Source organism: Curtobacterium sp. NPDC087082, from assembly GCF_044745045.1.
In the GTDB taxonomy this organism is placed as follows: domain Bacteria; phylum Actinomycetota; class Actinomycetes; order Actinomycetales; family Microbacteriaceae; genus Curtobacterium.
The window spans coordinates 141719-158849 of record NZ_JBIUZN010000005.1; the positions used below are offsets into that span (position 1 = coordinate 141719).

At 72.0% G+C, this 17131-nt stretch carries 15 protein-coding genes and 4 tRNA genes; 7 read left to right on the forward strand and 12 right to left on the reverse strand.

Features of this window, described 5'->3' with window-relative positions; genetic code table 11:
- Positions 1-4: 4 nt before the first annotated feature.
- Complete coding sequence (gene csrA, locus ACIPEP_RS14195) at positions 5-265, forward strand: carbon storage regulator CsrA (RefSeq protein WP_070418910.1); 261 nt, start codon at positions 5-7, stop codon at positions 263-265.
- 18 nt (positions 266-283) lie between these two features.
- Here csrA and ACIPEP_RS14200 read toward each other — a convergent pair whose 3' ends face one another.
- Positions 284-2374, reverse strand: coding sequence for an acyl-CoA dehydrogenase (locus tag ACIPEP_RS14200; protein WP_402717608.1), 2091 nt, complete (start codon positions 2372-2374; stop codon positions 284-286).
- A 205-nt stretch (positions 2375-2579) separates the two neighbouring features.
- Between ACIPEP_RS14200 and ACIPEP_RS14205 the strand changes: the two genes are divergently transcribed.
- Positions 2580-4043 (forward strand): peptide MFS transporter, encoded by a 1464-nt coding sequence (locus tag ACIPEP_RS14205; protein ID WP_336698837.1) that lies wholly within the window; start codon positions 2580-2582, stop codon positions 4041-4043.
- A 146-nt stretch (positions 4044-4189) separates the two neighbouring features.
- Here the strand turns inward: ACIPEP_RS14205 and ACIPEP_RS14210 are convergent, their stop codons facing one another.
- The 6 genes from ACIPEP_RS14210 to ACIPEP_RS14235 form a co-directional block, all read right to left on the reverse strand.
- Positions 4190-4480 carry a hypothetical protein gene (locus tag ACIPEP_RS14210; RefSeq protein ID WP_254789589.1) on the reverse strand — a complete coding sequence of 97 codons (291 nt, stop codon included), beginning with the start codon at positions 4478-4480 and terminating at the stop codon, positions 4190-4192.
- 23 nt (positions 4481-4503) lie between these two features.
- Positions 4504-5433 carry a glycoside hydrolase family 16 protein gene (locus ACIPEP_RS14215; protein WP_402717609.1) on the reverse strand — a complete coding sequence of 310 codons (930 nt, stop codon included), beginning with the start codon at positions 5431-5433 and terminating at the stop codon, positions 4504-4506.
- A 206-nt stretch (positions 5434-5639) separates the two neighbouring features.
- On the reverse strand, positions 5640-9008 hold the full coding sequence (locus ACIPEP_RS14220) for an ATP-binding protein (RefSeq protein ID WP_402717610.1): 3369 nt from the start codon (positions 9006-9008) through the stop codon (positions 5640-5642).
- Positions 9005-9799 (reverse strand): DUF4194 domain-containing protein, encoded by a 795-nt coding sequence (locus tag ACIPEP_RS14225; RefSeq protein ID WP_402717611.1) that lies wholly within the window; start codon positions 9797-9799, stop codon positions 9005-9007. The genes ACIPEP_RS14220 and ACIPEP_RS14225 overlap by 4 nt, the downstream gene beginning before the upstream one ends.
- Positions 9796-11328 carry a DUF3375 domain-containing protein gene (locus tag ACIPEP_RS14230; protein ID WP_402717612.1) on the reverse strand — a complete coding sequence of 511 codons (1533 nt, stop codon included), beginning with the start codon at positions 11326-11328 and terminating at the stop codon, positions 9796-9798. The genes ACIPEP_RS14225 and ACIPEP_RS14230 overlap by 4 nt, the downstream gene beginning before the upstream one ends.
- Before the next feature lie 84 nt (positions 11329-11412).
- Positions 11413-11485: transfer RNA gene (locus ACIPEP_RS14235), tRNA-Val, on the reverse strand.
- 205 nt (positions 11486-11690) lie between these two features.
- On the opposite strand from ACIPEP_RS14235, the gene ACIPEP_RS14240 reads away from it, so the two are divergent.
- The 4 genes from ACIPEP_RS14240 to ACIPEP_RS14255 all read left to right on the forward strand — a co-directional run bounded on the left by ACIPEP_RS14240 (position 11691) and on the right by ACIPEP_RS14255 (position 12448).
- Positions 11691-11762: transfer RNA gene (locus tag ACIPEP_RS14240), tRNA-Gly, on the forward strand.
- An 82-nt stretch (positions 11763-11844) separates the two neighbouring features.
- Positions 11845-11918, forward strand: a tRNA-Cys gene (locus tag ACIPEP_RS14245).
- Positions 11919-11933: 15 nt separating this feature from the next.
- Positions 11934-12008 (forward strand) — tRNA-Val (locus ACIPEP_RS14250).
- Between the two features lie 116 nt (positions 12009-12124).
- On the forward strand, positions 12125-12448 hold the full coding sequence (locus ACIPEP_RS14255) for a hypothetical protein (protein WP_402717613.1): 324 nt from the start codon (positions 12125-12127) through the stop codon (positions 12446-12448).
- A 13-nt stretch (positions 12449-12461) separates the two neighbouring features.
- Here the strand turns inward: ACIPEP_RS14255 and ACIPEP_RS14260 are convergent, their stop codons facing one another.
- Both ACIPEP_RS14260 and ACIPEP_RS14265 read right to left on the reverse strand, forming a co-directional pair.
- Complete coding sequence (locus ACIPEP_RS14260) at positions 12462-13286, reverse strand: ornithine carbamoyltransferase (RefSeq protein WP_402717614.1); 825 nt, start codon at positions 13284-13286, stop codon at positions 12462-12464.
- A 47-nt stretch (positions 13287-13333) separates the two neighbouring features.
- On the reverse strand, positions 13334-14014 hold the full coding sequence (locus ACIPEP_RS14265) for an HAD family hydrolase (RefSeq protein WP_402717615.1): 681 nt from the start codon (positions 14012-14014) through the stop codon (positions 13334-13336).
- 44 nt (positions 14015-14058) lie between these two features.
- Between ACIPEP_RS14265 and ACIPEP_RS14270 the strand changes: the two genes are divergently transcribed.
- On the forward strand, positions 14059-15135 hold the full coding sequence (locus ACIPEP_RS14270) for a GNAT family N-acetyltransferase (RefSeq protein ID WP_402717616.1): 1077 nt from the start codon (positions 14059-14061) through the stop codon (positions 15133-15135).
- Here the strand turns inward: ACIPEP_RS14270 and ACIPEP_RS14275 are convergent.
- The 3 genes from ACIPEP_RS14275 to ACIPEP_RS14285 all read right to left on the reverse strand — a co-directional run bounded on the left by ACIPEP_RS14275 (position 15101) and on the right by ACIPEP_RS14285 (position 17113).
- On the reverse strand, positions 15101-15970 hold the full coding sequence (locus ACIPEP_RS14275; RefSeq protein ID WP_402717617.1) for an SMP-30/gluconolactonase/LRE family protein: 870 nt from the start codon (positions 15968-15970) through the stop codon (positions 15101-15103). The genes ACIPEP_RS14270 and ACIPEP_RS14275 overlap by 35 nt on opposite strands.
- Before the next feature lie 12 nt (positions 15971-15982).
- Complete coding sequence (locus ACIPEP_RS14280; protein ID WP_402717618.1) at positions 15983-16225, reverse strand: hypothetical protein; 243 nt, start codon at positions 16223-16225, stop codon at positions 15983-15985.
- Between the two features lie 102 nt (positions 16226-16327).
- Positions 16328-17113, reverse strand: a complete 786-nt coding sequence (locus ACIPEP_RS14285; protein WP_402717619.1) for an alpha/beta fold hydrolase — start codon at positions 17111-17113, stop codon at positions 16328-16330.
- Between the last annotated feature and the right edge of the window lie 18 nt (positions 17114-17131).

The following is a 17131-nucleotide window of genomic DNA, read 5'->3' on the forward strand; positions in this document are numbered from 1 at the left end:
ACGGGTGCTGGTACTCACGCGGAAGGTCGGCGAGCGGATCCTCGTCGGTGACGACATCGTCATCACGGTGCTCGACAGCCGCGGGGACGGCGTCCGCATCGGTATCGACGCCCCTCGCGGGGTGAAGATCCAGCGCGAAGAGGTCGTGCGCGCGGTGACCGAGGCCAACGCCGAGGCCGCTGCCGCTGCCGCCGGCGCCGGGGACGACGCCGAGGCGCGGCTCCGCCGGGCCCTCGAGGACCGCGGGCCCGCCGGCGACGCCTGACGCGCCCCACGTCCAGCGCTAGGCGCGGGGCTTCTTCTCCTGCTCGGGAAGGCGACCCGCGGCCGCCTCGGCGGCGAACCAGGCCTGCGCCTCGTCCTGCCGGGCCTGCTCGGCACCGAGCGCGATCGGTGCGCGGACGTGGCCGGCCTCGTACCCGAACGAGTCGAGCAGCTGCGGGATGACCGGTCGGACCCGGGCGACGAGGCGGTCGATGTACGCCGAGACCGCCCGCGCCCGCTGCGCCGTGATGCGCCCGTGCATGAGGTACCAGTCGAGGTGCTGCTCCAGCAGGCCGAGGGCGAACAGGTCGCGGAGCCAGACGAGCACGCGGCGGGTGTCTCCCGGCGGGACCTCGTCGATGGCCTCGGTGAAGGCCTCCCACTGCATGAGCTCGGCGTGGGCCTTGGCCGCCTCGATGAGCTCGTGCTGCGAGCGGTTGAGCAGTCGGGCACCGCGTGCGCGGTCCTTGCCGGCTGACGCGAGGCGCATGCCGATCTCGGTGACCATCGTGTCGACGCGGCCGGCGAGCAGGTCGCGCTGCGTCTTGGCGTCCTGCAGGTCCGTGACGGACGCGGCGAGCGAGCCGCGGTCGGTCATGGTCTGCCCGAGGCGCCGGAGACCGGTGGCGTCGGCGAGCTTCGTGGCCGCCTGGGCCGCGACGAACTTCGCGGTCGACGCCGGGTCCTTCGGCGCCTTCGCGCGGAAGTCGGTGAGCAGGCGCTTGCCGACGAGCTGGAGCAGCACGGTGTTGTCGCCCTCGAACGTCACGTAGACGTCGAGGTCGGCGCGGAGTCCGGTGAGGCGGTTCTCGGCGAGGAACCCGGCACCACCGCAGGCTTCGCGGCACTCCTGGAGCGTGTCGAGGGCCGACCACGTGGACATCGACTTGAAGGCCGCCGCCTGGGTCTCGAGGTCCTCGCGACGCTGCGGGGTGTCCTCACGCCCGCTGAACACGTCGTCGAAGGTGCGGAGGAGCTTCTCGTGGGCGAAGGACTGCGCGAACACCGTGGCGAGGCGGGGGATCAACCGGCGCTGGTGCCGGCCGTAGTCGAGCAGGACACCCTCGGTGCCGTCGCCCGTCGGGAACTGGCGGCGCTGTGCCGCGTACGTCAGCGCGATCTCCAGGCCGATCTTCTGGGCGACGACCGCGGCGCCGTCGAGCGACACGCGGCCCTGCACGAGGGTGCCGAGCATGGTGAAGAAGCGGCGACCGGGCGAGGCGATCGGCGAGGAGTAGGTGCCGTCCTCGGCGACGTCGCCGTAGCGGTTCAGCAGGTTGGTGCGGGGGATGCGCACGTGGTCGAAGTGCAGCCGGCCGTTGTCGATGCCGTTCAGGCCGCCCTTGTAGCCGTCGTCCTCGCCGCCGACACCGGGCAGGAACGCACCCGCGGCGTCGCGGAGCGGCACGTAGAACGCGTGGACGCCGTGGTCGACGCCCTGCGTCACGAGCTTCGCGAAGACGACGGCGGCCTTGCCGTGCAGGGCGGCGTTGCCGATGTAGTCCTTCCACGCGCCGCGGAAGGGCGTGTGGATCTCGAACTCCTGGGTCGCCGGGTCGTAGGTCGCCCGCGTGGCGATGCTCTGGACGTCAGAGCCGTGCCCGGTCTCCGTCATCGCGAAGCAGCCGGGGACCTCGAACGAGACGATGCCCGGCAGGAACTCGCGGTGGTTCCGTTCGGTGCCGAGGTGGTGCACGGCCGAGCCGAACAGCCCCCACTGCACGCCGGCCTTGATCTGCATCGAGGGGTCGGCCGTGGTGAGCTCCTCGAACGCGGCGAGGTTGCCGCCGTGGTTGCTCGAGCCGCCGAACTCCTCGGGGTAGGGGCGCTGGATCGCACCCGCGTCGACGAGGATGCGGAGCTGGTCGAGCGTCCGGGCGCGGGCGTCGGCGTAGGGCATGCCCTCGACCTTGTGCATCGCCGGGTCGAGTGCGAGTCGGCGCGAGGCTCGGCGGTCGTCCGCCCAACGGCCGAGCAGGTGCTCGGCGAGCAGGTCGACGTCGATCCGGACGTCGGTGTCCGTCCCGCCGGCGGGCGTGCCCGCGGCGGGGTCGCCCGCGGCGTCGGCCTTGGGCGTGTTCGTGCTGTGGACGGGTGCGGTGTCGACCATGGTCGGAGCCCTCCTGAACTGCTCTGTCCGGTGTTGCAGAACCCACGCTATTGATCGGACCCGCGAGTCGCGTGAACGCCGTCCGGGGCTGACAACGCGGGTGGCCCGTGGGTCGGCCGCGGTCGTGGGAACCCTCCAAACGACCGCGCCCGGCGTTCCTGAGGCGAGTTCAGCGATTCGGCGCGGCCCGGCTCCGAGGGGCAGAATGTGCGGCATGTCAGGTACCACCACGCCCGCACGCGGGCGGACCTTCTTCGGGCAGCCGTTCGAGTTGTCGACGCCGTTCGCCGTCGAGCTCTGGGAGCGGTTCTCGTTCTACGGGATGCAGGGCATCGTCCTCATCTACATGTACTACACGCTCTCGCAGGGCGGGCTGGGCATCGACAAGGGCGTCGCCAGCGGGATCATGGGTGCCTACGGCGGCGCCGTGTACCTGTTCACGATCATCGGGGCGTGGATCGCCGACCGGCTGCTCGGTGCGGACCGGACGTTGTTCGGCAGTGCCATCGTGGTGATGCTCGGGCACATCGCCCTCGCGCTCATCCCCGGTGTCGCGGGCGTCGGCGTCGGCCTCGTGCTCATCGCGCTGGGCTCCGGCGGGCTCAAGGCCACGGCGACGACGATCGTCGGCGGGCTCTACAGCCGGGACGACCCCCGTCGAGACGCCGGGTTCTCCCTGTACTACCTCGGCGTGAACCTCGGGGCGTTCTTCGGTCCGCTCCTGACCGGCCTGCTGCAGAGCTCGCTCGGCTTCCACTACGGCTTCGGCCTGGCCGCGGTCGGCATGGCTGCCGGGCTCGTGCAGTACGCGATCCGCCGCCGCAAGCTGCCGGAGTCCGTGCGGCACGTCACGAACCCCGTCGACCGCCGTCGGCTCCCGCTCATCGGCGTGCTCGTCCTCGTGGCACTCGCGGTGATCGTGGTCGCCGTGCTGACCGGGCTCCTCAACGTCGACAACCTGCCCACCGTGGTCGTCGCCATCGTCATCCTCGCCACGATCGGGTACTTCGTGGTGATCCTCTCGAGCGGCATCACCGCGCAGGAGCGGTCGCGCGTGTTCGCCTTCATCCCGCTGTTCATCGGCAGTGCGGTGTTCTGGTCGCTGTACCAGCAGCAGTTCACCGTCGTGACCGTCTACTCCGACGAGCGCCTCGACCGGTCCCTGTTCGGCTGGGAGATGCCGGTCTCGTGGGTGCAGTCCATCAACCCGGTCTTCATCATCGTGCTGTCCGGTGTGTTCGCGGCGATCTGGACGAAGCTCGGCGACCGTCAGCCGTCCACCCCGACGAAGTTCGCGCTCGGCACCGGCATCATGGGCGTCGCGTTCCTGCTCTTCCTGCCCTTCGTCGGCACCGGGCAGAACGGCACGCCGCTGCTCGCCCTCGTCGGGATCCTGCTCGTCTTCACGATCGCCGAGCTCCTGCTGTCGCCGGTGGGGCAGTCGGTGGCCACGAAGCTCGCACCGCCGAAGTTCCAGACGCAGATGGTGGCCCTGTTCTTCCTGTCGGTGTCGCTCGGCACCGCCGTCACGGGGGTGCTCTCGCAGTACTACGACCCGACGGACGAGGCGCCGTACTTCGCCGTCCTCGGGCTCGTCGCCGTCGCGGTCGGGGTCGTCCTGCTCGTCCTCGCCAAGCCGGTGCTGAAGCTCATGCGCGGCATCCGCTAACCTGAGGGCAGCCAGACCGGCCCCGGAACCAAGGAGTCACCAATGCTCGAACTCATCGCAGGCGTCATCATCGGCATCGGCGTGCTCGGTGGCGTGGGGGTCTGCATGGCCTTCGCGGCCATGATGAAGAGCGGCAACGAGGAGTACTAGCCCTCGGTGTCCGGTGCCGGCTCGACCGGCACCAGCTGACGACTCAGGACGGTCGCGCGCTCGAACGGGCCGCGGCCGTCCTTCGTGTAGACGGGTTCCTCGAACGCGACCGTCCAGGTGCGCTGCGTCCCGCCGAGCTGGCTGGCGCCCGGTGCGACGATGACGCCGATCGGCTCGTCGGCCCACTCCTCGCCGCCCTGGTCGGTGTCGACGACCTGCACGAGGGCGCCGATGCCGAGGCCCGGTCGGTCGTCGGGGCGGGGGCTGGGGGAGCGGCGTCCGAACACGCGCCCACCGTACCGCGCGCGGGTCAGTTCCAGATGGAGATCCAGTCGACGGACACGGTGCCCGATGCGTCCGTCGGGACGGCGCCGTGATCGGTCCACGTCTCGCCCTGCAGGGTCACGCGCATTGGCTTCGTCGGCACGGCCTCGGTGGTGGAGGAGACGAGCTCCCCGTCCCAGTAGAAGCGGACGATGCCCGTGTCCCACTCGGTGGTGGCGACGTGGTACTCGGTGGTGTCGGTCTTCGCGTGGACCTGCACTGAGCGGTCGTACTTGACGTGACGGTTCGCGTACGTTCCCGGGATCGCGGACGCGGGGCGCGGCGATGCCCCGAGCGTGAGTGACTCCGGCCAGTCGATCTCGCCGTCGTTCCACTCGTCGGAGGACGGCCACAGCATGCCGACGAACTTGTACCCGTCGGTGACCGTGGTCTTGTAGCGGATGCTGACCCGTGCCGTCGTGTGCGGTGCGTACCCGTCCGGCATGACCGCGGCGACGAGCGGTCGGCCGTCCTCGGAGTGGAAGTCGAAGTCGAGGTTGCCGTCGGCGACGGACAGCACCTTCGCAGGGGCGTACGTGCCGAGTCCGCTGGTGTCCTGGAATCCGTCGTAGAGGCCCATGCCGGGGTAGACGGCTGCCACCGTGCCGAGTGCGGCGGGCTTCGTGAAGTCCTCGGCGTACGACTGCCGCCAGGTGCGTCCGTTCGCCGTGACGTCGCCGACCGGGAGTGTCGTCGGCACGGCGGTCGGGGTCGCGGTCGGAGTCGGGGTCGCGGTCGCGGTGGGTGTGGGCGTCGGCGTCTGCGTCGGCGTCGGTGTGACCAGCGGAGACGCCGTGGCGGTGGTCGGTGCCGCTGTCGACCCCGGTGCCGTCGAGGACGGGACACACGCAGCGAGCGTGCCGGCGACGAGGAGCCCGGTGACGATCGCGCCTGCGGTGCGTGTGCGAGTGGTCACGGTACGGTCCCTGCTGGAGTCGGTGGAGCTCCTGGCGATCGTAGTCAAGGAGTGCCCGGCGGCCTGCTGTTGCCGGCACCCCAGTCCGGGGGTGGCGGTGACGTTCGCGCCGGTCGCACGACATGCCGTGCGCCCGTCGCTGAGGTCGCACGAGGTGCCGCTGCTGCCGGCGCCGGGCGGCAGTTCGTGCGACCCCGGCGGCGCGCCTACGCCCCCACGGCCGCCCGCGCGATCTCGGTGATCGACGAGTGCCCGGTGTCCGGGTGCTTGCGCATCGACAGGAGCCGCTCCATCGAGGGCTCCAGCGCCGTGACCTTGTCGAGCGGCGCACTCACGACGAGCTGGAACCCGAGCCGCAGCCACGCCGTCACCGCACGCCCCGCGAACTCCGAGTCCGCCTTGATGAAGGCCTCGTCGAGGAACACCGGCGCGAACCGCGGCCGCGGCCGGGTCTCGTCGCCGAGCTGGTACCGGAGCGCGGCACCGACGATGAACGCCACGAGCTCCTGCGTCTCACCGCCGGACTTGTCGCCGAGGGACGAGTACACGCCGAGGTCGTTGCCCTCGGTGTCGTACCGCACGGCCGTGATCTCCATGTGCCGCCGGACGTCGAGCACGGCGTCGCGCTGCGTGGTCCGGCCGCCACGCGGGACGGACGGGTCGGGGCGGATGACGGCCATGAAGCGTCGGAGCCGGCGGAACCGGGTCTCGAGCACGTCGTCCGTCAGCTCGGTGTCGACGGACGCCGACAGTGCCCGCAGCTCCCGGCGGAAGGCCGTGACCTCTTCGCGCGTGACCCGGCGGATCTGGATCTTCAGCCGGTCGCGGTTCGCACCGAAGGGCAACTCGCGGAGGATCTCGTTGACCGGTTCGAGCCGCTCCTCGATCTCGACGACGGCCCGGTCGAAGGCACCGGCGAGCGGGACGAGGTCCTCGCCGCTCCACTGCGACAGGCGTCGGCGCCACTCGCTCCGGCGGGAGTGCAGGCCGGTCGCGACGATCTGGTCGAGGATGGCGCGGTAGTCGGGGTAGGACGCGACGCCGGTCCCGAGGTTCGGGTCCGGCCAGGCGTCCTGGTAGCGCTGGAAGGTCAGCGTCAACGCGGTCGAGGCCGACGCGGCGCCGTCGAGCGCCTGCGCGAGGCGTTCCTCGAGCCGGCGCTTCAGTCGGCGGGTGGCGTCGTCGAAGCCGTCGACGCCGTCCGGTGCTCCGATCTCCTCGAACGTCTCGGACAGCAGCTGCGCCTGTCGGTCGTCCGGCAGGGCGTCAGGGGTGTCCTCGAAGCGCGACAGGATCTCGGCCGCGGCGTCCTGACCGTCCACGAGCACGGCGTGCCGCTCCTCGAGCCGGGCGACGGACTGGCGGGCAGCAGCGCGACGGTCCGACGCCTCGTCGAGGGACGCCCGGAGCCGACCCACGGCCGAACGCAGGGTGCGCAGGCCGTCGTCCGCGGCGAGGAGTGCCTGGCGTTCCTGGTCGAGGCGGGCGAGCGAGTCCTCGAGCCCGACGACGTCGATCGCCTCCCATGTGACGTCGACGATGTGCTGGTGCGCGGCGCGGAGGACGTCGAGCGCCGTGATGTCCTGCGCGACGTCGGTGCGCCGGGCCTCGAGCGTGGCGAGGTCCTCGGCGATCGCGGCCAGCTCCTGCTCCACCGAGGCGACCCGCGCCTCGTTCGTGAAGCCGATGACGTTCGCCTGACGCCGGTCGCCGTGGGCACCGCGTCGACCGTCGCGGAGCTGCCCGGACTCGGTGACGCGCCGACCGCCGCCGCCGAGGTCCGCGGCGGACCCGACGCACCGGGCGTCGGTGCGGTCGGACTCGATGCGCTCGCGCACCCAGGTGCTGAACGGCGACTGCTTGATCGCGAGCTTGCCGGACACCATGGACGGGTCGCCGTCGACGTCGATGTGCGGCCCCGTCGGGACGCCCTCGAACTGCACGCGCACCGGCAGGCGGAGCGCGTCGATCGCCTCGCTGAAGTCGGCGAGGCGGTCCTGGTCGACCAGGAGCGTGCGGGCGACGGGCGCCAGGACGGACTCGATCGCCGTGCGCCAGCGCTCCTCGCCGGGCAGCACGTCGAGCAGTTCGGCGACGAAGGGCAGCTCGGACGGGTCGATGCCGGCGGCGCGGGCCATCGCCAGTCGGGCCTCGTGCATCGGCAGCGGCATGGCGCCCTGTCGGTGCTCGAGCGACTGACGCTCCTGGCGGAGGGACCGCTCGCGGTCGAGGAGCGGGTACTCCTCGCGGGTGAGGGCGTCACGGCGCTCGTCGAGCTCCGCGCGCGACGCGGCGTAGGTGCCGAGGAACTCGTGCGACGCCCGCTGCACGGCGGTGAAGGACTGCTCGGTGGACACGGGCGACCCGAGCACGGCCGTCCGCTCGTCGAACGTCGCCCGGGTGCGGACGACGGCGTCGCGCTCGCGCGTCCGACGGTCGATGCGGTCCTCGAGCTGGGCCAGCGCGTTCCCGCCCTGGTCGCGGAGCCGGGCCTCGGCATCGCGCAGCTCGATCTCGACCGCGGCGTGCCGGGCCTCGGCCGCGGCGACCTCGGCGCGGGCAGCCGTGCGTTCGCGCCCGTTGCGGTCCACCTCGGCGTCCAGGAGCGCTCGCTTGCGCGATGCGGTCCAGTGCGCGAACGGGGAGACCTCGGCGCCGGTCGCGATCCCGTCGAGCGCCTCGGCCGCGGCCCTCGAGCGCGCGATCTCGGCGTGCAGTTCGGTGATGGGGGAGAGGATGCGGACCTTGCGCTCCTCGGTGTCCATCGCCTCGTACGCCTCGTCGAGGGCGGAGAAGTGCGCGAGGGCACGGTCGGCGGCCTCGTACGTGCCCGGCGTCTCGAGCACGAGCGACTTGTACAGGGCGTCGACGGTCGGCAGGTGCTGCCCGGCCTGGATGCGCGCGAGGAGCCGCATCGCCCGGTTGCCACCGCCGGAGTCGCCGATCCCGAGGCGGGTCTGCAGCGTGTAGGCGAGCTCCTGGTAGGTGTCGCGGATGACGAGCCCCGGCACGCGTCCGGTGAGCTCGAGGTGGTGGAACCGCGTCGGCACGAACTCCTCGAGCCGGCGCAGGTCGAACGTGTCGTCCACCGTCGCCATGGTCATCTGGATGTCGCCGACGCCCCGCGCACGCTTCGGCACGATGTACGCGCGCAGCACCGTGAAGCGCCGCTCGTCGTCGTTCCGGAACGTCACCGCGACGGCACCCCACGTGGTCTGGTCGTCGCCGCGCAGGTTCACGTCGCGCAGGGCACCGGACTCGGGGTCGCGACGGGTGTCCACCTTGCCGCGCAGGTACGTCAGCAGGTTCCGCTGGTCGGCACTGCGCGCGCGCCCGGTGGTGGCGTCGTTCGACGCGCCGTTGAACGGCACGTCCGACGGCATCATCACGGCGAGGTACGCGTCCATCAGCGTCGACTTGCCGGTGCCGGACGCGCCCGAGATGAGCGTCGCGGTGCCGGACAGCTCGACCTGGCGGTGGCCGTGGAAGCCGCCCCAGTTCACGACCTGCATCGACTCGGCGCGCCACTGTGCGACCGTGTCGAACAGGGCCGGGATCTCGAAGGTGTCGGTCACGCTTCCGTCTCGCCTTCGTCGTCGGTGTCGGTCTCGTCGGCCAGGAGGGACGGGTCGTCCCCGTCGGTCGGCTCGCCGTTCGGGGTGGTCGCGTCCCCGTGCGCGGCGGCGGTCCGCGACGCTGTGCTCGCCAACCACGTGTCCAGGTCGCGCAGCCGCTCCAGCGGGAGCAGCACCTCGACCACGCTCGCGACCCGGAACCGGTCCGGGTCGCTGGTCTTCAGCAGGATCCGGGCGGTCACGAGGCGTTCGACCGCCTTCGCCACGCGCCCCTCGTCACGGGTGCGGTCGGTCGCCGTCGCGGGGCGGAACCCGGCGACGTGCCCGAGGATCTCGGAGCGGTCGACGACGACCTGGTCCGGGCCCGGGCGGGTGTCGGCGCGGAGGCGCATGCGCAGGTAGACGAGGACGATCGTCTCCTCGCGCGTGTACGGGACGTCGCGCAGCAGCGTGGGGAAGCCGCGGCGCTGGCTCTCGGAGCGGGCCTGACGCTTCCAGGCGACCTCGCGGTCGCGGTCCACGTGCAGTTCGAGGAACAGGTCGTTGAGGCGCGAGCGGAGCTGGTACTCCGCGTCGAGCACGGCGCGCCACTCGTCGGCGTGCGTCCGTGCGCTGACGTAGGAGTTGCGGAGCAGCGCCACGAGGGCACGGCGCTGCCGGTCGTCAAGTCGACCCTCGTCGCCCTCGAAGAGGGCGAAGCTGGTCTCGTCGCGCTCGTCGTCCCGCAGGACGGGTGCGGGGTCGTCGTAGGGGACCGTCTCGTCGACCGGTGCCGGCGTCGTGTCGCTCACCGCGCCTCCTGTGCGTGTTCGTCGTTCGTCGTGTCTGGCGTCCGGTCGTGGCGCTCGTCGGTGAGCGCCGCGGTCGGCATGTGGAAGGTGACCGGGCTGCCGTCGGGACGGACCGTCCGGTGCTCCGCGAGGTGCGTGGCGGACTCGAAGTCCTCGTGACCGGTGAGGAGGTGCGCGAGCCCGAAGAGCTCGACCGGGCGCCGCTGCTCCGGCGGCAGGCCGTGGAAGGCGTCGACGCTGGAGTCGGCCTCGGCGGAGCGCAGCGCCGCGCGGAGCTCGGTGAGGAGCGGTCCGCCGTGTCGCCGGAGCGTCTCCACGTCGAGCTCCTCGAAGACGTCGTCGTCCGGCTCCTCGATCGCGGGCGGCACGGACTCGGCGTCCGGGTCGTAGAACCGTTCGCGCAGCGTGCCGACCTCGGCCGTCGCCGGCAGGAGGCCGAGGGGCAGCCGGTCGCGCGCCGACCCCTGCTCCATCCAGGTCGCGAGCCCGCGCTCGATCGACCGGATGACGGCGTCGAGTTCACGGTCGCGGGCGACGTCGTGCGCGACGATCTGGTCGCGCAGGGTCGCCGTGAGCTGTCGTCGCTGGGCGAGGACGTCCTCGATGCCCTGGCGGAGGATGACGACCGTGTTGCGGAAGGCCCGGCGCTCGGACGCCCCGAGGGAGTCCGCGAAGGGGTGGGCCAGGATCGTCGCGATGTCGTCTCGGAGCCGCAGCAGCAGGGCGTCGTCGCGGAGCAGTTCGAACGCCCCCTCGAACGCACGGCCCTCGGGGGTGGCCTGCATGAGGTTGTCCGTGCGGGCGAGGTAGTCGTCGAGGATCTCGCCGATCGGACGGACCTCTTGCCGGAAGTCCTCGACGATCGAGCGGTGCATCGTCGCCACCGCTTCCTCCACACGCTTGAAGTCGCTCGGGAGCTGGCGGATCAGGTCGGAGATGTTCGTGTAGCCGTCCCGCATCCGGGCGTCGTCCACGGTGTCCACGTCACCCTGTTCGAGTCGCGCCCGCTCGGCCTGGAGCTCGGCGATCTGCGCGTCGATGCGCCGGATCTGCACGTCGGGGTCGGGCTCGGCGCGGGCGGCCCAGCGGTGCACGGCGTCGACGATCATCGCGAGCCGGCTCTCGCTGATGAGCGCCCGGTCGGACGACAGGGCGTCGACGAGGGACAGGGCCTCGAGCGCGTGGCTCGTCAGGGAGTACTGCTCGTCGCCGTCGGGGGAGTTCGAACGGACGAGCCACTGCGCGGCGACCCACTCGCGGCAGAGGGCGCGGCCGTTCGGTCGGGCGTCCTGCTCGGGCTGCTCCGCCTGCTCGCTCGCGGGGGTGCGCGCGCCGGCGGCCTGGAGCCGTGCGACGTGCTCCTCGACCTGCAGGTGCATCCGGTCCGCGGGGACGTACTGCACGTCGCGGTCGAACACCGTGCGGAACACCGCGAGGACGACGGCGCTGGTCGGCCGGGACATCAGCCGGAGGGTCGGACGGTCGAGGACTGCCCGGACCCGGGCGAACTCGAGGTCGACGTCGGTCATGCGCCCCTTCGTCCGATCTGGCTGGTGACTGTCTCAACAGATGCGAAGAGCCCGACGCTGTTGCGCCGGGCTCTTGCGGGTGGGTGGGCGATACCAGACTCGAACTGATGACCTCTTCGGTGTGAACGAAGCGCGCTACCAACTGCGCCAATCGCCCCCTGCACTGTGCGTGCCAGTCGATAGTAGCGGATGCCGGGGCCGGTGCCGAACACGGCGCGCGTCCCGGGTGTGGCGCGGGCGGTGGAACCCGCCCGATCCGCATGAACACGGGGGACACGCCCGGTGAACGAGGAGGATTTTGGTGGATGCCCCCGGGTTCGTATAGAGTTTACGTCGTCGCCGCGACAGCGGGTCAGACAAATGCGGATGTGGCGCAGTGGTAGCGCATCACCTTGCCAAGGTGAGGGTCGCGAGTTCGAATCTCGTCATCCGCTCGAGTGTGGTGTTCTCCGGAACGTCACGACTCACCAGAGGGTATCCCACCGTTCGGGTACTCACGGAGACGTGAACCTCGATGGTGGGGTGGCCGAGAGGCTAGGCAGCGGCCTGCAAAGCCGTCCACGCGGGTTCGAATCCCGTCCCCACCTCCAGTTCCACACTCCTCTGGGCGATTGGCGCAGCGGTAGCGCGCTTCCCTGACACGGAAGAGGTCACTGGTTCGATCCCAGTATCGCCCACCACAGACGAAAGCCCCCGGGAAACCGGGGGCTTTCGTCGTTCCGTCCCTTCGAGGACGCTCACGCCAGGATGCGGTTCCCCTGCCGGTCGCCCGGTCGTTCCCGTCTACGGTTGCCCCATGTCCGACGTCGGTGCGCCCCGGCCGCTCTCCCGGGTGACGGTCTCGGTGATCTGGGCGCTGGCGGCCGTGTTCAACGCGGCGTTCGTCGCCTTCTTCGCGTTGTACACGGAGGCTCACGACCAGGCGGTCGACCGTTCGGAGTCGACCGGTGCGTTCGACCCGTCGCAGTTGCTGCCGCACGATGCTGCGCTCTGGGTGGTCGCACACGCTGCGCTCGGTCTCCTCGTCCTGCTCGACGGAGTGGGCATCGCGCTCTCCGTGCGATGTCTCCGGGTCCGGGCTGGTCGGTCGGGCCGTGCTCCCGTGCGAGTCGAGCGGTAGGGAGTGGGCCGGATCAGGCGAGACCGATGCAGTGCGCCAGCACGGCCTGCTGCACCGGCAGCAGCGACCGCTTGAACCCGTGCCCGACGAAGGCCGGGTGTGCCACGGCGTCCGCGCTGACCTCCCGCCCGCGCACGAACGGCGGACACGGGGCGAAGCGGACACCGGTCGGTGCGGTGTCGAGCAGGTCCGCCGTGACCCGGAACGGCTCGAGCGCCTCTGCATGCGGACCGGGCCCGTCGGTGATGACGACGTCGGCCGTTCGGATGGCGGTCGCGAGGTCGTCCGTCCACGCTGCTCCGGGGGTCGCGAGGTCGGCGGGGCAGCACTGCACCAGGTCGAGCTGCAGGACGCGGGCGGCCTCCTGCCACGCCCGGGCGATGTTGCCGTCGGCGCCCACGAAACGGAAGCGCAGCGTGCCGAGGTCGCGCTGCTCCCGCCGCAGGGCGTACAGGTCGGACAGCACCTCGCACGGGTGGTTCTCGTCGGTCATCGCGTTCACGACGGGGAGTGCTCCGGCAGCCGCGAGGCCCTCGACGACGGTGAGGTCGTGGTGGCGGACGACGAGGACGTCCGCCCACGAGGCCAGGTAGCCGGCGACGTCCGAGAGCGCCTCGGGCTTGTCGAGCGTGGTGTCCGGGAAGACGATCGGCTGCAGTCCCATCGTCGCGGCCCCGCGCTCGAACGTGACCCGCGTGCGCAGGCTGGTCGCGGGGAAGAACATCACCGCAGAGCCGTCGGTCGTCGGCCCCTGACCGGTGCGGTACGCGTCCGCGAGGGCGAAGACCTCCTCGACCTCGTCTGCCGTCCAGTCGTCGAGCCGGGTCAGGGAGCGCATCGCACCAGCCTAGGGAACGGCACGAGCCGACCGGGACGCCGCGTCGTTCAGGACTCGCCGAGCGCGGACAGCACCTGGTGCCGGACGTCGGGTGCACCGTGGGCGTACCGGTCGACGAGGACGGTGCGCATCCCTGCGGACCGGGCCCCGGCGACGTCGCGGACCGGGTCGTCGCCGACGAAGAGGCACGCCGACGCGGGCACCCCCAGTGCGTCGGCGAGCGCGTGGAAGGCTCCCTCGTCGGGCTTCTGCACGCCGATGCGCTCCGAGATGCACACCACGTCGAGGGCGGTGTCGAGTCCGGTCGCGGCCAGCTTCTCGGACTGCTGTTCCGCGGACCCGTTCGTCAGCAGCCCGAGGCGGTAGCCGCGCGTCCGGAGCTCGCGGAGCAGCGGCGCAACGTCCGGGAACGCACGCCAGGCGGCGCGGTAGGCGTCGAGGTACCGCTCGAACACGCTGTCCAGAGCGTCGGGGTCGTGGGGGAGCACGATCCCGAGCGGGGGCAGGACGGTCCGGAGCCGCTCGCGCCGCTGCTCCTGGAAGCCGATCTCGCCGGAGCGCCAGCGCTCGAAATGTTCGTCCTCGGCGGCGGACCAGGCGTCGAGCACCGACGGGGTGACGGTGACGCCCAGCCCGGTGAGGAACTGCTCCGCGCCGGTGCGGGCGGCGCCCCGGTGGTCGAAGAGGGTCCCGTCGAGGTCGAACCCGACCGCTCGCGAAGGTGCCACGCGGCCAGGCTACGACGTGTCCCGGCGACCGTACGATGGCGGGGATGGACATCTCGCTGCGCCCCGGTACCCCCGACGACGTGGAGTGGGTCGCGGAGCTCCGGGCCGAGGTGCTCCGAGCCGATCTCCGCCGACTCGGCCGGTACGACGACGTGCGCGTGCGGGAGCGGCTGCGGCGCGGGTTCCTGCCCCACAGCACGCGGGTCATCGTGGTCGACGGTGCCGACGTCGGCTCCGTCACGGTCCGGGTCGACGGCAGCGACCGGTGGATCGAGCACCTCTACCTCGCGCCGCACCTGCAGGGGCGCGGCATCGGGTCGACGGTGCTGCGGACCGTGCTGGCCGAGCCGCACGCCGGGGACACGCGACTCATCGTGCTGCAGGGGAGTGCGGCGCGGCGCCTGTACGAGCGGCACGGGTTCGTCCGTGACCACGAGGACGACGTCGACGTGGTGATGGTGCGTCCCGGCGACCCGGATCCCGTCACGTCGGCGTACTCGCGTCGCGCCGCCGAGTACATCGAGCACCTGGGGTCGATGACGTCCGTCCACGCGGCCGACGAGGCGCTGGTGACGGCGTGGGCGTCGACCGTCGACGGAGCCCTGCTCGACGCCGGGTGCGGCCCCGGACACTGGACCGCACAGCTCGCCTCGCTCGGTCACGACGCACGGGGTGTGGACCGTGTCCCGGAGTTCGTCGCACACGCCCGGCAGGCGCACCCGGGCGTCCCGTTCGCGGTCGCGGACGTCGACGCGCTCCCCGACGAGCCGGAGAGCCTCGGAGGCGTCCTGGCCTGGTACTCGTTGATCCACCACGACCCGGCTGCCCTGCGACGTCCGCTCGAGGAGTTCGCGCGGGTCCTCCGCCCCGGCGGCCGGCTGCTCGTCGGGTTCCCCACCGGACCGGACGTGGAGCCGTTCGACCACGCGGTCACCACCGCCCACCGGTGGTCGGTGGACCGACTGGCAACAGCGGTCTCCGCAGCGGGCTTCGACGTCGTCGAGACGGTCACCCGGGACGCCGACGACGCGACCCCGCGGCCGCACGGAGCGATCTCCGCGCGGCGTCACGACCGACCGGTCGCCGTCACCACCCCGGGACCTCGACGCGCACGGAACTGATCCGACCGGCCCGGGTCCGTGCCGTCACGGCGGGGTCGTAGCTGTCGGCGGTCGCGAGGTAGAGCGTGCGCCCGTCCTCGCCGCCGAGCGCACAGTCGATCGCACACCGACCCGGGGCCTCGATGCGGTCCGTCACCGTGCCGCCCTCGACGACCCGCAGGAACTCGCCGGTGTCGACGGAGCAGACCCAGACCGCGCCGTCGCGGTCGACGGTGCTGCCGTCCGGCGTGGTGCCGGCGGGGAGCGCCGCCCACTCGCGTCGTCCGGTCAGGGAACCGTCGGGCTCGATGTCGAACGCCGTCAGACGACCGCCCCACGTCTCACTGACCACGAGCGTGCGGGTGCCCGGGAGGACGTTCGCACTGTTCGGGAAGACGAGACCGTCCGCGGCGAGGCGGTGCGACCCGTCGGTGTCGATCACCCAGAGCGGGCCGGGGCGGAGCTCCTCACCGCCGTAGAGGTCGTAGCCGAAGGCGCCGATGTAGGTGCGGCCGGTGGCGTCGTCGACGACCAGGTCGTTGAGCAGCGAGGACTCGACCCCGGACAGGTCGGCGAACACCTCGGCCGCGCCGTCCTCGCCCACGGCCACGACCGTGCGGGACTCCATCGCGCTGACGATCAACCGGCCGTCCGGCAGCCACCCGAGGCCCGAGGACTGCCCGTCCACCGTGGTCTCGAGCCGGGGCTGCGCGGCCGGGCCGGGGCGCAGCGAGAACACCTCGCCCGTGTGCATGTCGGAGTACCAGAGCCGGCCGTCGTGCCAGCGGTTGCCCTCGGGGAACCGGATGTCGGTGACGACGTCGGTCGCGGTCGTGGAGTCGAGTGTGATGTGCACCGACCCAGCCTCTCAGAGCTCGCCGGGAGGCCCCGACTGCCAGCGGACCCACGCCTCGAGCTGTGCCTTCGCGCTCTCGAGACTGGTGTGGAAGCCGGTCATGTCGCCGTCCCGCAGCCGCACGACGTACCGCGACCCGAAGACCACCGTGCCGATCACGTGGGAGCCGCACCGCGCCTCCCAGGTCCGCGGATCGACCGCCGCCCAGCGGACGTCGTCGGTCTCGGCGTGCTCGGTGCTGGAGAGGGAGGTCATGGTGCTTCCGGTCGCTGGACGATGGGATCGTTCCGGCGGCCGTGGGCTGGGGTCACCTGGCTCGACGGTAGTCCTCGGCGGCTGGGCGGCGGACGCCCCGGCTCAGGCCATCCGGTCGAGCCAGTCGCGGAACAGCGCCGCCGCGACGGCCGGACGTTCCAGGTGGGCGTTGTGCCCCGCCGCGTCGAGCACGGCGTACGTCGCGCGGGGGTAGTGGTCGCGCAGCGCCCAGCCGTCCTCGTACCCGACCACGTCGTCCTGACGGCCGAAGAGGTGCAGTGTCGGCGCCGTGAACGGATCGGGGTGGAGCGCCTCGGGTTCGGTGCGCAGCGCGTAGTCGGTCGCGATCCGGTCGACCACGGCCTGGTCGGCGCCGCGCAGGCCGGGGAGCACGGACTGTTCGTACGCCTCGAGCGTCGCGGTGGTCTGGACGACGCTGAGCGCGGCGAAGTCGTCGCGGGCGGCACCGGGCTCGGCCGCGGCGACCACGGCCGGATCGGGGAGGACGACCTGTCGCGGGGGCACTCGTCGGCGTGCGTGGTCCGGTTCGACGACGCCGACGATCGTGGCGAGGCCGAGCACCTGGCTGCGGAGCTCGTGCGCGACGGAGCGCGCGACCATGCCGCCGAACGAGTTGCCGACGATCGCGAACGGCTCGTCGCCCAGGTGCGCACGGACCGCTTCCCGGACGGCGTCGGCGACGTCCTGCGCGCTCGAGGCCGAGGGGTCGTACCCCGGCGACTCCCGGACCCACGGCAGGTCGAGGTGCACCCACCGCCACGGCGCGTCCGCGACGGCGTGCTCGAGGGGGAGCAGGATGCGGTGGTCGATGCCGAAGCCGTGCACGGCGACGAGCGGGCGGCCCTGACCGGTGGTGCGTGTGCTCACGCCCGGACCCTAGCGGGG

Excerpts from the sequence above, each read along its gene's own strand:
- ACIPEP_RS14280 (WP_402717618.1), bottom strand. The coding sequence starts at position 16,225 with ATGACCTCCCTCTCCAGCACCGAGCACGCCGAGACCGACGACGTCCGC.
- ACIPEP_RS14255 (WP_402717613.1), top strand. The coding sequence starts at position 12,125 with ATGTCCGACGTCGGTGCGCCCCGGCCGCTCTCCCGGGTGACGGTCTCG.
- ACIPEP_RS14205 (WP_336698837.1), top strand. The coding sequence starts at position 2,580 with ATGTGCGGCATGTCAGGTACCACCACGCCCGCACGCGGGCGGACCTTC.
- ACIPEP_RS14230 (WP_402717612.1), bottom strand. The coding sequence starts at position 11,328 with ATGACCGACGTCGACCTCGAGTTCGCCCGGGTCCGGGCAGTCCTCGAC.
- ACIPEP_RS14270 (WP_402717616.1), top strand. The coding sequence starts at position 14,059 with ATGGACATCTCGCTGCGCCCCGGTACCCCCGACGACGTGGAGTGGGTC.
- ACIPEP_RS14200 (WP_402717608.1), bottom strand. The coding sequence starts at position 2,374 with ATGGTCGACACCGCACCCGTCCACAGCACGAACACGCCCAAGGCCGAC.
- ACIPEP_RS14260 (WP_402717614.1), bottom strand. The coding sequence starts at position 13,286 with ATGCGCTCCCTGACCCGGCTCGACGACTGGACGGCAGACGAGGTCGAG.